Source organism: Flavobacterium psychrophilum (assembly GCA_001708385.1).
Lineage (GTDB): Bacteria > Bacteroidota > Bacteroidia > Flavobacteriales > Flavobacteriaceae > Flavobacterium > Flavobacterium psychrophilum_A.
In genome coordinates this window covers 756,769-771,595 of sequence record CP012388.1, presented here as the reverse complement: position 1 = coordinate 771,595, position 14,827 = coordinate 756,769, and the positions used below count along the sequence as shown (strand labels likewise).

Here is a 14,827-nt window from a genome sequence, read left to right as displayed (position 1 = left end):
TAAAAAAAATGAAAGTCAAAATAATAGCTGCTGTATTTTTTAGCACACTTTTTACTTTATCATGTACAAACCTTGATGAAGAACTGTACGACAGGGTTCCCGATGATCAGTTTGGTCAGACACCAACAGAGATCGAAGCTCTTGTAGGTGGTGCTTATTCTTCGTTACGAGGATTTAGCGATGCCATTTCAAACTCTTTCCCTACTTGCGAATATGTATTCTTTCTTAACGAAGTAGCGTCTGATGAGGCTACAATCCCAACAAGAGGAACTGACTGGTTTGACCTTGGTCGTTACCAGCAGGTGCAACGACACGAGTGGGCATCTGACAATGCCATGATACTATCGGCATGGAGATACTGCTATGCAGGTATAGCAAAAGTAAACTCCATAATTTATCAGGTAGATAAATCAGGACTTACAGAACAGGCTAAAATGCCTATTTATGCAGAATTAAAATCAATCAGGGCATACTATTACTATCAACTGCTTGATATGTTTGGTAATGTGCCAATTGTTACGAATTTTGAAGATGTTGGTTTACCTTCTAACTCTACACGTAAAGAAGTTTACGATTTTGTTGAGTCAGAATTGGTGGCTTCCCTGCCATACCTAAACGCTAACATAGTGTATTCTAAATTCACTAAAAATGTAGCTTACGGATTATTGGCAAGGTTATACCTTAACTCTGAAGCGTATGTTGGTGTTGCCCGTTGGCAGGATTGTTTAACTATGTGCCAGAACATTTCAGGATATACATTAACGCCTGATTATTTTGCAAGTTTTGCTACAAATAACCAGACATCATCAGAAATTATATTCGCTATTCCTTACGACCAAAAAGCGGGTACTGTAGGCAACTACCTTTCTTCGATGAGCTGCCATTATCTACATAGGTTTGCGATTTCGGCGACAGGAGACTATCCATGGAGTGGAAATGGTATATGTGCACAGCCTGGTGTATTCTCTTCTTTTGAAGACACAGATAAAAGAAAAGCGTCTATGATTGAAGGTGAGCAGATAAACCTTGCTACAGGATCTGTAATTATTATGGATAGCGGCGAACCGCTTATATATACCGAAGACATTACAAACTTTACCAATGCTAAACAAAACGAAGGTGTAAGGCTTGGTAAATATGAAATGAAAGCGGGTGAGCAGTGGGAGCGTGACCATGACTGGGTTATTATGCGTTACTCTGAAATACTTATGATGCAGGCAGAATGCTACGTTCGTTTAGGGCAGGCAGGTCTTGCAGCACCATTTGTTGAGCAGATTAGAGAACGTGCAGGTCTGGAAATGCCTGCTACGATAGACCTTGAATTTATTGATAAAGAACTTCTTCGCGAATTTATATTTGAAGGAAGACGAAGGACAGATAATATTAGGTTTGGTACATTCTTCCAACCATGGTGGGAAAAAGGGTCTACTGCTCCGGAGAAAGCTATTTTCCCAATTCCTAAAACTGTTTTGGATACCAATTCAAACCTGAATCAAAATCCTGGATATCCTAATTAGGTTGCTTAATGCCGGTCTTCTATGTTTTTGGGTTAGTCATAGAAGGTCCGGCATTTTTTTATTAACCATTAAATAGAGCTAATGAAAAAATATACTACACTGCTGCTTATAGGTTTAGTAAGTATTACTTCGGTAATGAGCTGTAGCAACGATGATAAAAATCAGGTTACAGAACAAAATGAAGTTTTAGATCCTGTTGCGGTTGCCAAAACCAACAAAACTAAAATTTACATGCATTATATGCCATGGTTTGAAACCAATGAAAGCAGCCCGGACGGTAAATGGGGCTATCACTGGACAATGGCAAACAAAAATCCGGACAAGACAGATGCTAATGGCAGAAGGGAAATAGCCTCGCATTACTATCCGCTTATCGGGCCCTACCATTCCGGTAATAAAGAAGTTATAGAAAACCATTTGCTGTTGATGAAATACGCAGGGATAGATGGAGTACTTATAGACTGGTATGGTACTTATAACCTGAACGATTACAGGATTAATAAAGACAACGCCGAACAACTTATTGAAATGCTGGACGAAGTAGGGCTGGAATATGCTATTGTGTATGAAGACCGATTTTTAACCAATATAGTAAATGCAGGACTTTCGCCTACTGTGGTGAGTGCCGCTAAAACCGATTTCAGCTATTTGCAGAACAACTATTTTAACGATGCTAATTACATAAAGGTTAATGGTAAGCCGCTATTGTTGAATTTCGGACCAATTACGCTTACTACACCGGCTGAATGGACAAGTGCTTTCAGTAATCTTGATCCTAAACCTACGTTCTTAACGTTGTGGTATGAGTCGGCAGATGCCGGCGCAAATGCATCGGGAGAATATTCGTGGGTATATCAGGACAATACGCATATTAGTAACTTTTATGCCAACAAATTACCGGGTCTGGCTGTAGGCATGGGGTCTGCATATCCGGGTTTTAAAGATTTTTACCAGCAGGGCGGCGGCGGAGATGCCATAGGCTGGACTATTGAACATAACAACGGTGCAACGCTGGACGAAACCCTGAACATGGCAAAGAATGCCAACCTTGACTATTTACAGTTAATAACCTGGAATGACTTCGGAGAAGGCACAATGTTTGAGCCAACTGTAGAGTTTGGCTATTCATACATTGAAAAAGTAAAAACCTTTGCAGGTGTTCAAAACGCAACTGTTTCGTTTGCCGAAATAAGCAAACTGTATAATTTAAGGAAACAGTATAAAGGCAACGCTGCCATACAGACTAAACTGGATAAAGCTTTTAACTATTTTGTTTCAATGCAACCTGAAAAAGCTGTACAGATACTTAATGAAATAAAATAAGTTGTAATAAATGTAATTAAATAATGAAGAACAAAATTTTTAAGTACTGCCTGGCGGCATTTGTATTAGTGTCGCTTTCGTGTAGTGCGCAAAAAAACTACAAGGTATCATCTCCCGGAAAGAAAAATGAATTGGTTTTTGACCTTACAAAAGCAGGTCAGCCGCAATACCGTTTTTCATCAAATGGAAAATCGGTAATTGAACCTTCATTACTGGGCTTTGAATTTGCCGGCCTTGCAAAGATGACAGATGGTTTTAAAGTTATAAATACCGAAAGCAAAACGGTGAATGAAACCTGGGAGCAGCCGTGGGGAGAATTTAAAAAAGTAAAAGACAACCATAATGAGCTTATTGTTCACCTTAAAGAAGAAAAAGGGGAGCAGAGGCTTGTAGATATCATCTTCAGAGTTTTTGACGATGGATTGGGCTTTAGGTATCATTTTCCTAAACAGCCTAAACTGGGTAAGGTGAAGATATCTAACGAGATAACACAGTTTACATTTGCTGACAATAATGATGTTTGGTCTACACCGGTACATAGCGAAAATAGCTACTACGAAAGCTATTACAAAAAATCGCCTATTAGCCAGACTGATACTATCAACACGCCGGCAACCTTCGAAATGAAAAACAAGCTGTATGTGGCTATACATGAGGCAAATTTAACCGATTTTGCTTCTATGACATTGGTAAGAACCAAGAGCAATCAGTACAAAAGTGATCTTGTGCCTTGGTCTGATGGCGTTAAAGTTTATGCAGAAACTCCCTTTGATACACCATGGAGAACTGTTATGGTTGGGTCAAACCCCGGCGATCTTGCGGTTTCTACGCTTACGCTTAATTTAAACGAGCCCTCTAAAATTGAAGATACTTCATGGATAGAGCCATCTAAATATATTGGTATATGGTGGGGTATCCATTTAGATAACTACACTTGGGGACAAGGGCCTAAACATGGTGCTACGACAAAAATTACTAAAGAATATATTGATTTTGCAGCCAAAAATAAGTTTAAAGGCGTTCTTGTTGAAGGCTGGAACTATGGCTGGGATGGCGACTGGACAGCTGATGGGAGTACTTTTAGCTTTGTAAAACCATACCCTGATTTTGATATTGAAGAAATTACACGTTATGCTGCTTCTAAAAACGTTCGTTTAGTAGGGCATCATGAAACAGCGGGCGCTACTAAGCATTATGAAAGCCAGCTTGACGAAGCTTTTAAACTATACAATAAGCTGGGCGTAAACACGGTAAAAACAGGATATGTAAACAAATATCTTGATAAAAAGGAATGGCATGACAGCCAGTATGGTGTTCGTCATTACAGAAAAGTTATAGAAACTGCCGCCAAATACAAGATAATGATAGACAACCATGAACCGGTAAAAGGTACAGGTTTACAGCGTACTTATCCTAACCTTATGGCGCAGGAAGGCGCAAGAGGCCAGGAATATGATGCGTGGTCTGCCGATGGCGGTAATACGCCTGAACATACTACAATATTGCCATTTACCAGGATGCTTGCCGGTCCGCTTGACTTTACTCCGGGTACGTTTGATTTTAGTTATAAAACCCCATCCGGTGCAAAAGTGCAAACTACGCTTGCTAAACAGCTTGCAATGTATGTGGTTATTTACAGTCCGTTACAAATGGCATCTGACGAGCCTAAAAACTATGAAGGCAAACCGGAGTTTCAGTTTATAAAAGATGTGCCATGCAACTGGTCTGAAACAAAGGTATTAGATTCTAAAATAGGCGAGTATGTTACAATAGCGCGTAAAGACTGGGATACTAACAACTGGTATCTTGGTGCTATTACTAATAGCGACGCCCGTAAAATTAATGTTCCGTTAAGCTTTTTAGAGGCTGGTAGGACTTATAAAGCTGAAATTTATGCTGATGGAGCAGGAGCCAATTATAAAACAAATCCGTATCCTGTAACGATATCTACAAAAGAGGTTAACAGCAAAACAGTTTTAGCTTTAGATATGGCTTCCGGTGGTGGTACAGCAGTTCGGTTTACAGTTGTTAGCAAATAATATTTGTTATAAATTCACTTTTTATATATTGTTTTTGTGTAGCGGGGCTTTTATAGCCCCGCTTTTTTTATCTCTAATCCGCTATTTATAACTTTTTGTGAAAAGGGTAACAAGTTGACTGAATAATGTTACTTTATTATAGACTTTTAAAATTGAATTGTAGCTATATTTGTCTTTCAGATAGAACTGTAAACGGCAATGTTTATTAGTTATATCCTGATAAATACATTAATAATGAAACCTAGTGTTAGTATGTTTTCGGGTCTGCTTGCAGCATGTTTTATGCTCCTGGCTAGTGCTACGCTATATTCTCAGGAAAATGCAGAACAGGATCTGTTGCAGGTAAAGGCTAATGAACTGGTTTTTTCTAACCCCGATGAGAGTATTAAAATAGCCAACCATCTTCTTAAAAAAACACAGTCAGACGAAAATAAAACGGTTTTAAACCTGCTGCTTACAAGAGGATATATCACAAAAGGAGATTACAACAAATCGCTTGAATATTTATTTGAAGCCGGCAGGAATTCTAAAGAGGGTAACGACTCATTAGTAGCCGAAGTATTGCTTGTAAAGGCTGAAGTATCGCGTAAAGTACACTTGTTTAAACAGGCAGATGACTATCTTGATGACACAAATGCTTTGTTTGATAAAGTAGCACCGGTAACCTACAAATCACTGCAAATTCGCATGGCACTTGAAAAGGCGCTGATAGCTATAGAGCTTCAGCAATATAAAAAGGCGTTAGAGATACTGGCGGCAATAAAAAGTAATGAAGTTTCTACACAAAAATCTATTGCATATACTAAAGCCACCGCCTTACTCGGAACCGGTGATAATAAGGCTGCCGAGAATGAGTTTAATAAAGCGCTAAAGCTATATCGTTCGTTAAATAAACCGAACATTGTTTTTGAGAGCAGGGTAAAAATGGGACTTTCAAAAGCATATTTGTCAGCTCACCAAAATCAAATAGCTATAGATTTACTATTGCCGCTACTGGAAAGAGCTGTTGCAATAAACAACATTCCGTTGCAGGAAGATATTCATTATCAGCTGGCGGCACATTATCTTGCCCTTAATAACAAGATAATTTATCAGCAAAATTATGATAAGTTTTTGACGCTGAATACACAGGCGATGAATCTTGATAATGAAGCTGTTAATTCGCTTTTTAATCTTATCGGTGAAGAGCAGGAGTCTGATTATCTTTCTGAATTAACCAATCTGAAAATATATACATACAGCGCAATAGGTATACTGGTATTAATAATAGTAGCGGGGACTTTGCTGTATATAGCGAATAAGAGCAGGAGAAGACGTTTAAAAGAGATTATGGGGTATCTTGAGGTAACCAATAACCTTTTGGTAAAATCATACACTATAGACAAAAAAGAGCCCTCTAAAAAAATAACCATTTCAACAGAAACAGAGCAGGTTATATTGGCCAAGCTTAGAAAATTTGAAGTGTCAACCAAGTATACCAGTAAAGATATGTCTTTAGGTACCTTATCGGCGCAACTGGATGTAAATACCAAGTACTTGTCGGAGATAATTAATAAACATTACAACGACAATTTTAATACCTACATTAACAGGTTAAGGATAAATTATATTATTGAAAAGCTAAAGAATGAACCGGAATATCTTAATTATAAAATAAGCTATCTGGCAGAAGAAAGCGGATTTTCGTCGCACAGCAGCTTTGCAACTGTCTTCAAATCTATCACAGGTATTGCGCCTACAGTCTTTATAGATTTGATTGGTAAAGAGGTAAACCAGAAAAAAGCATAGTTATGGCTAAGATGTTTATTTTCAAAAGGATTTATATTAGTGTGGCCCTGTTGATGCTAAGCCTAAACACCTTTGCGCAACAAACGCCGGCGGTGGACAGCATACTTAAACAAGCTAAACTGGACATATATGAAAAACCTGAAAGGGTAATTAAAATTGGCGATTCTATATATAACGATCCTAAAAGCTCTACTGAAGATAAGGTTATGGGGCTGATGCTTGTATCTGATGCCTATTCTTCTAAAAGGGATTATCAAAAATCACTCAGGTATTTTCTAACAGCTAATGAGCTTTCAAAAAAATCTAATGATATAGGGCTTCAAATTAAAATACTCACCAAGACAGGTGTAAAGTATCAACAGATGCAGGTGTACGATAAGGCTATCCATTTTTTAGATGAATCCGACAGGCTTATTAAGGCTCATCCATCAGCAGACCCAAATAATTTTACAAAAGCCACAAACAGCGTTGTGAAAGGCTTTATTTATAAGGATCAACTCAATTGCGACATCGCGATAGGTTATTTCGACAGGGGTATTGAAGAGTATAAAAAGTCAAAGACAATAATGAATCAGCCTAATCTAAGCATAGCCTACTACAATAAAGGCAATTGCTATGTTCTGCTAAAAGACCTGGAGGCGGCAAAACAAAGCTTTAGGGAAGCGATTCATTATGCTGAAACGGTAAATGCAAATAGTCTGAAGGCCTTTGCCCAAAAAGGGCTTGGAGAGGTGTATTATAACGAAAAGGAGTATGAGAAAGCTATAAGCGTATTGCAGGACGCCGTTACTATTTCTAAAAATGTGGGCGACTTAGTACTTAACAGAGGTTTGTATATTTCGTTAGCTAATAACTACCTCGCTGTAAATAATTGGGAGGGTTACCAAAAATATAATAGGCTTTTTTTAGAGAACCAATCGATAATTAGAGAGTCCGAAAGAAGATCTATCGGCGACTCAATAGATGAACTTACGGCTACCAATAAACAGAAATTATCGGAGGCTAAAAAGCAATATTATTCTATAATTGCAATTGTTAGTTTACTGATTTTAGTATCACTTTTACTACTGTACAAATATCAGATGCGAAGTAAAAAAGCGCTTAAAATGTTAAATTATGAGGTTACTCAGATAAAAGCCAAACTGAAGAAACAATAATTTAATCATTGATGGTTTTTTGTTTTAACTCCTTGTTATAGAGTAGTTTTATTGTGTTTTTAGGGTTTTAAAATTACCGAATTAACAAAGGTTAACATTAGTATAATAGGTATTTTATGTTAAGATTTGTCTTTACTTAAACTAAGGACTATTAATTGAACCTGTTAACTATGAAACAAAAACTATTACAAAGACCGCCCGTTCTTAAATCGGGAATCTATCGTTCTTTGGGTTTGAAAAAATTTATGGGCAGATTATCGCTTGTAATTCTTTTCGGCCTCATGTCGATAAAAGGGTTTGCACAGTTGCCAATCCAGGATTTTGAAAGTGGTATACCAACTACATGGTTTCAACCACCTGCAGTTGGAGGAACAACCGCATGGGCAACATCTACCGATGGCTACATGAGTACGGGGGCAGCCTTCATAGATCCTACTACAGAAAATATTGGTAGTGGTAACACTGCAAGGTATTATCTGGTAACACCATCAATCACTGTTCCTGCAAATGGGCAGTTACGTTTTTTTACAAAACAATCGAGTCTTACAGATCATGGAAACATCTATGAAATAAGATTATCTACTGCGAATCCTTTAGATCCAAGTGGTTTTACGACGCTTCTTACTTCTTGGACAGAAACGCAGCTTAATACAAGCAATCCTCTTGTGTATGAGGAAAAGGTTGTAAATATGCCTACTAACATTGCTCCGGGTATTAATATCTATGTGGCTTTTGTTTTGGTGAACAATCAACCGGGTGCTACACCCGATGCTGATACATGGTTTATTGACAACGTAAGCCTTCAGACAGCCCAGCCTTGTGATAACGTACTTGCGGATAATTTTAGCGTTACAAGCAATGCACCAACCTCTGCTTCTTTTTCGTGGACACATCCAACGGCAACGCAATTTGAGATACAGGTAGTGCCAACAGGAGAGGCTCCGGCTGCTAACGGAACTGCAACAGGAAATACTTATACAGCAAATAATCTTACTCCCGGTACAGCGTACCAGGTTTATATAAAAGCACTATGTCCACAAAATTCAAGTGCCTGGGCGGGCCCGTTTGCATTCAGCACCCCCGCTATTGGAACTTCTTGTGAAACACCAATTGTTATTCCGGTAACAAATACACCTTATGTCTATGCATCAAACTTAGACTTATTTCAAAATCCCGCAGTAACATACACTACTCAGGGTAGTAACTGTTTGCCATCTAACATAACAGATAATTATCTGAATGGCGATAAGGCTTTCTTTTCGTATACGCCAACTCAAAACGGTGTTATAAATATCAAACAATTGGCTCTTCCGTATTCGCAGGGGTCAGGATGTTTTGGAAATGCTTACACTGGTGTTTTTGTCTACGAAGACTGCGCATCGGTAGGTGTTAACTGTTTGGCTGGTTTAAATACCACAACGGCAGATGTACCTAAATATATTTCAAATTTAAGTGTTGAGGCGGGTCATAACTACATCATTGTGATATCTTCACTTTTTGATTCAGGAACTAGCATCTGTTTCAATTTTGAATTGAACTTTTCAACTTGTCCTACTCCAAATGTAATTACATACAAGAACTTACTTCAGAATAGTGTAACTTTTTCATGGAACAATCCTTTAGCGATTGCAGCTTCATGGGAGTATGCAGTTGTACCGTCAGGGTCTCCGGCTCCTGCAACAGGTACTTCAACCAATACTAACACAGACAATTTAATAAACACAGGATTAACAGCTGGTACAGCTTACGATTTTTATGTACGATCTGTATGTGGCGGTGTTCCGGGAAGCTGGAGTGTTCCATACAAATTTACAACACAGTGTACTCCTTTTAGCACACCGTATATAGAGCCATTTGACGGTGCTACGGAAACTACGCCCACGGCGTGTTGGACAGTTTTAGATATTAATGGAGACGACCTGACGTGGAGACATTCATGGGAGAATTTTATGATATCTACAGGTAACAATCAGGGAAATAACAACGATATGGTTGTTTCTCCAAACATAGACTTAGGAACGACACCAAAAAGACTGAGATTTAAATACCAGACTTCAGGAGGTGTAGCCCGTTTTTCGGTTGTTCTATCTACAACTGGTATTGGAGCAGGTAATTTTACAACCGTAATAATGCCAACCATTAGCCAGGATACTGACTATGAAGTGGTAGAAAAAATAGTTAACATACCTACTAACATTACCGGTAATGTAAATATTGCTTGGTATGTAGATCCGGGAGCAGATGAAACTACATACAGTTTAATTCTCGACGATATTGTTGTTGAAGATAAACCGGCATGTCCGGATCCTGTAGCACTTTCTGCCGGTACTATCACAACCGATACCGCTAACCTTACATGGGAAACAGGCGATGTAGAAGGACAATGGCAAATTGTAGTTCAGCCAAAAGATACAGGTGTACCTACAGGTGCAGGTATTCTTATTAGCGACAACACTTACGCAGCGACTAATCTTACACATGCAACGCAATACGAATATTATGTAAGGGCATACTGCTCGTCTACACAACAAAGTAACTGGGTAGGGCCGTATTACTTTACAACCCTTTGTAGTGTGTTTGATGTACCTTTCTATGAAAGCTTTAACGATAACGACCCAAACACACACAAATCGTGCTGGACAACAAACGATGCAAATGAAGATGGTACTGCATGGCAGATAGCAGCTACACAAGCATCAATTCAGGGTAACAGGTTCTGGGGTACCCCGTCGTATGATGATTGGTTAATATCTCCGGCTATCAATGTAACGGGAACAAAAGCAATCAAATTTGATTATAAAGCGGCATTCTCAATTTTTTACCCTAATCCAAGATTTGGTGTTGAAGTTTTAATGTCTACTACAGATACTAATCCTGAAAGTTTTAGTGTGGTAATGCCATTAATGAACTTTACCAATATTGAGTATCTTGAAAAATCAGTTTACATTACGGCTAATGGCCCTGTGTATATTGCTTTCAGAGTACCACCAACATTTTCTACTGCAGAAGGCACTTCTATACTTAACATTGATAATGTACGCATAGAGGAAGCACCTGCTTGTCCAAATCCGTCAGAGTTGACAGCTTTTGAGATCGCAAAAAATACAGCTAAACTGTCATGGTCAAAAGGATATCAGGAAACACAGTGGGAAATTAAAGTTCAGCCTGCAGGAACAGGAGTTCCTACAACTGCCGGAGAACTAACAACTAACAATACAGCTTATCCGGCTGCATCATTATTGCCTAACACGACATATGAATACTATTTAAGGGCATATTGTAGTGCAACTGAACAAAGTGCATGGGTAGGGCCGTTTACATTTATAACATTATGTGAGGCATTTACTGCGCCGTTCACAGAAACGTTTAATACCGATTCTTCTTCAGAAGCATGTTGGAGGGTTCTTAACGGAAACTCTGATTCGTTTGCCTGGAATATGAATACGACTATTGATACTTACGAAGGCAACCAGGCAGCAGGTATGTTTACAGGCTCTAACGGTGCTAATAACGATTGGCTTATTTCTCCAACAATTACTGTAACAGCAGGTCAGCGCCTACGTTATTATTATAGGGTAAATAATTCTAATTTTCATGAAGATCTTGATGTAAGGTTATCAACAACAGGTATTGATACGGCTGCGTTTACAACATTACTTTATTCGGCAGATTTTTATGATGATGCACCACTAAACAACGTAGAGTGGAAAGAGAAAGTAATCAATATTCCGGCTGGTGTTACAGGCGATATTAACATTGCATGGCATATACCTACAAAAGATCCGCATTGGGAAGGATATAGAGGGCAGATTTTGCTTATAGACAAAGTAATTATAGAAGATATTCCTGCTTGTCCTATACCTTCAAATCTTTCTGTAAGTGAAATTGCAGATACAACAACTAAACTTTCGTGGGATGCTAACGGAACTGAAACAGCTTGGGACGTTTATGTACAGCCGGCTGAACTAGCCGCTCCTGTTGGAGATGGTGATGACCAATACCGCCATTCGGTATCTACTAATCCTTACACTATCGAAGGTTTAATACCTGCTCAAAAATATGAGTACTACGTAAGAGCTGCATGTGGCGATACGGATAGCGAGTGGATAGGCCCGCTTGAATTTACTACTATGTGTAGTTTTGAAAACCTTTGTGACTATACCATTACTTTAAACAGTGCATTTAATGGTGGTGTAGGTGGAGGAATTAACGTTATGCAAAATGGCGTTTTACTTCAGACAATGGAATTTCCAACAAGTGCATGGAATGAAACACCTGAACCTATAGATTATCCTCTACTGTTATGTACAGGAGTTGAATTCTCATTATTCTGGGATTCTGTGGGAACAGCGCCGGGTCAGTATCCGGGATCGACTGTAACTGTAAAAGACAGTGAAGGAAACATAGTTTGGACAGGCGATTTAGGAGACATAACACCAAGAACTACTATATTTAAAACAGTTTCAATATGCGGTGCTATCAGCTGTCCTCAGCCTACCGACTTAGCAGTTAGTGGAACTTCGGTTCTTTCATGGACAGCAGGTGGTACAGAAACACAATGGGAAGTTGCTGTTCAGCCTGTGGCTAATAATACATTACCACAATCCGGTACAGTTGTAACAACAAATTCATATACACCTCAGGGTTCTGACTTTGCTAACTTACAATCAGGGAGCTATGAATTCTTTGTAAGGGCACTTTGTGGATCAGGAGATACAAGTTTCTGGTCTGGTCCGTACAGGTTTGTACGTAATGACGATGCTTCAAAAGCAATTACAGTGCCTGTAAATGCAGGTGATGTTTGCGAGCAGTCTGCTACAATGGCAAGTTTTATGGGTGCTACTGTTTCGGCAGAACCAATGTCATGTACAGGAGCAAATGCAGGAGATGTTTGGTTTGAATTTGTTGCAGCATCAAAAGTACACATTGTTGAACTGGGTAATTTCTCAGCAAAACATCAGTATGAAGCAGGTAACAGTGCAGACGTAACTGAACCAAAAATTACACTTACATTATACAAAGTTGTTGGTACAACTTTACAGGAAATGGCATGTACATACAACAACGTAATTGTTGCTGCTTACAGTACAGAACTTGAAGTTGGCGCTACTTATAAAGTAAGATTAACCCTAAGTGATACAAAACCAAACTTAAGCACATTTGATGTTTGCGTTAAAACACCTCTTGATGCTTGTAAACTGGATATTGTTAACGGTGGTTTTGAAAGCCCACGTGCCGGTGCAGGCGGATTAGGTAATTTCTATTCTCAGAACATAGTGCCCGGATGGAGAAATAACCTGTTAGAAAGTGATGCTCCGTCATTATACGAAACGCTATATATTCAAAACGGTTTAGGCGTTGACGGATTTACAACATATGAGGGTGGACAGATGATTCAGTTAATGAGTCCTGACACAGAGCAGCCACTACCGGATCCTAACGATCTTGTAAATATTAAAGGTATGTTCCAGGATCTTGACAGCTCTGAGATCACGAAGTTTGCTTATAGCTTTGCTCACTTATCAAGAGCGCAGGACAACTCGGTACAATTGTATGCGGGTCCGCCTACTGGTCCGTTTGTATTATTAGAAGAACACGTAGGTTTAATGACATGGAGTCACTATGAAGGCACATACAATGTTCCTGCAGGGCAAAATGTTACCCGCTTTATTTTCAGATCCAAAGACAATGCAATTGGTAATATGCTTGATGCGGTAAGCATTATAGCTAAAAACGAAATAATTACGACCGCGCACACCTTAAGCTGTACAGAACTTTCTACTACTCTTGAAGCAGATGGGGTGGGCGTTTGGTCAGCAGACGAGAACAATCCTGCCGATGTGGTAATAACTACGCCGGGTAGTATAACAACTACTGTTACAGATTTTACAAAATCGGGAGAGTACAAGTTCTACTGGAAAACACGTTACTGCGAGTTTAGTGTTGTGGTTACCAAAGAAGCAGTAGATGAGACACCTGCAGTTGTTACACCGGTTGAATACTGTCTTGACACTACAGCTGCTCAGTTAACGGCTCCTGCTACAGACGGTTACACTCTGGCATGGTATACTCAGGCAACAGGTGGCACAGCAGAAACAACTGCTCCAACACCAGCAACATCTAATGTTGGTACGACTTCATACTATGTAGCTTATGTTAATGCAGATGGCTGTGAGGGGGTAAGAGCTCAGATAGATGTTATAGTAACAGATAAGATTGTTCCTATTGTAGCGTTTACGTATGAAACTTCATATTGTGAGGGATCAGAAAATGCGCTTCCGCAACTGGCTACAGATTTTTATACAGGAGGTGTGTTTAGCTCAACAAATGGTTTGGCTATAGATGCAGCAACAGGAGAAATTAATGTTGAAGCTAGTGTTCCTGGCTCATATGAAATAACCTATACTGTAGAAGGCGATGCTTCTGTTTGTAATACAGGTGGTTCACATAGCTTTACTGTATTTATTGCAGAAGGTCTTGATGGACTGATTACTCAGGAATGCAGGGAAAATGATGTTTGGCTTACTGTAGATCCGCTTGATGATTCTTTCGATTCGGCAACGGTTGATTACGTTTGGAGAAATGAAGCTGGTACAACTGTAGGTAGCAACGTAGATTTTAATGCGACACAATATTTTGCAGACAACAATAGTACTGCATTGCCGCTTAAATTTACAGTAACTGTAACATCGGGTGATTGTTCTAATGAAATTGAATATACTGTTACTAACCTTATGTGTGATATTCCTCGCGGAATTTCGCCAAACGGCGATGGCTTTAACGATACGCTGGATTTATCGGGATATTCAATTAAAGATATAACCATATTTAACCGTTACGGTAAAAAAGTATACAGCCATGGTGCTAACTATACAAACAACTGGCACGGGCAGGATAATAATAACAATGAACTTCCTGATGGTACATATTTTTACATTATCACAAAAAGTGATAGTACCAATGTAACAGGCTGGATATATATAAACAAGTAATGTTAGGTTAA

The 14,827-nt window shown here is 39.0% G+C and carries 6 protein-coding genes; all 6 read left to right on the top strand.

The window, feature by feature from the left end:
• The first annotated feature begins 8 nt into the window (after positions 1-8).
• The 6 genes from ALW18_03245 to ALW18_03220 all read left to right on the top strand — a co-directional run bounded on the left by ALW18_03245 (position 9) and on the right by ALW18_03220 (position 14,816).
• Positions 9-1,517 carry a carbohydrate-binding protein SusD gene (locus ALW18_03245; GenBank protein ID AOE51609.1) on the top strand — a complete coding sequence of 503 codons (1,509 nt, stop codon included), beginning with the start codon at positions 9-11 and terminating at the stop codon, positions 1,515-1,517.
• A 102-nt stretch (positions 1,518-1,619) separates the two neighbouring features.
• Complete coding sequence (locus ALW18_03240; protein AOE54296.1) at positions 1,620-2,840, top strand: hypothetical protein; 1,221 nt, start codon at positions 1,620-1,622, stop codon at positions 2,838-2,840.
• Positions 2,841-2,863: 23 nt separating this feature from the next.
• Positions 2,864-4,879, top strand: coding sequence for an alpha-glucosidase (locus tag ALW18_03235; GenBank protein AOE51608.1), 2,016 nt, complete (start codon positions 2,864-2,866; stop codon positions 4,877-4,879).
• Positions 4,880-5,077: 198 nt separating this feature from the next.
• The gene (locus tag ALW18_03230; GenBank protein AOE51607.1) at positions 5,078-6,667 is read left to right on the top strand and encodes a hypothetical protein; all 1,590 of its coding nucleotides are present in this window, start codon (positions 5,078-5,080) and stop codon (positions 6,665-6,667) included.
• Positions 6,668-6,669: 2 nt separating this feature from the next.
• Complete coding sequence (locus ALW18_03225) at positions 6,670-7,824, top strand: hypothetical protein (protein ID AOE51606.1); 1,155 nt, start codon at positions 6,670-6,672, stop codon at positions 7,822-7,824.
• Positions 7,825-7,994: 170 nt separating this feature from the next.
• Positions 7,995-14,816 (top strand): hypothetical protein, encoded by a 6,822-nt coding sequence (locus ALW18_03220; protein ID AOE51605.1) that lies wholly within the window; start codon positions 7,995-7,997, stop codon positions 14,814-14,816.
• The last annotated feature ends 11 nt before the right edge of the window (positions 14,817-14,827 follow it).

Coding starts and splice junctions, on each gene's coding strand:
- ALW18_03230 (AOE51607.1), top strand. CDS start 5,078: ATGTTTATTAGTTATATCCTGATAAATACATTAATAATGAAACCTAGT.
- ALW18_03225 (AOE51606.1), top strand. CDS start 6,670: ATGGCTAAGATGTTTATTTTCAAAAGGATTTATATTAGTGTGGCCCTG.
- ALW18_03245 (AOE51609.1), top strand. CDS start 9: ATGAAAGTCAAAATAATAGCTGCTGTATTTTTTAGCACACTTTTTACT.
- ALW18_03220 (AOE51605.1), top strand. CDS start 7,995: ATGAAACAAAAACTATTACAAAGACCGCCCGTTCTTAAATCGGGAATC.
- ALW18_03235 (AOE51608.1), top strand. CDS start 2,864: ATGAAGAACAAAATTTTTAAGTACTGCCTGGCGGCATTTGTATTAGTG.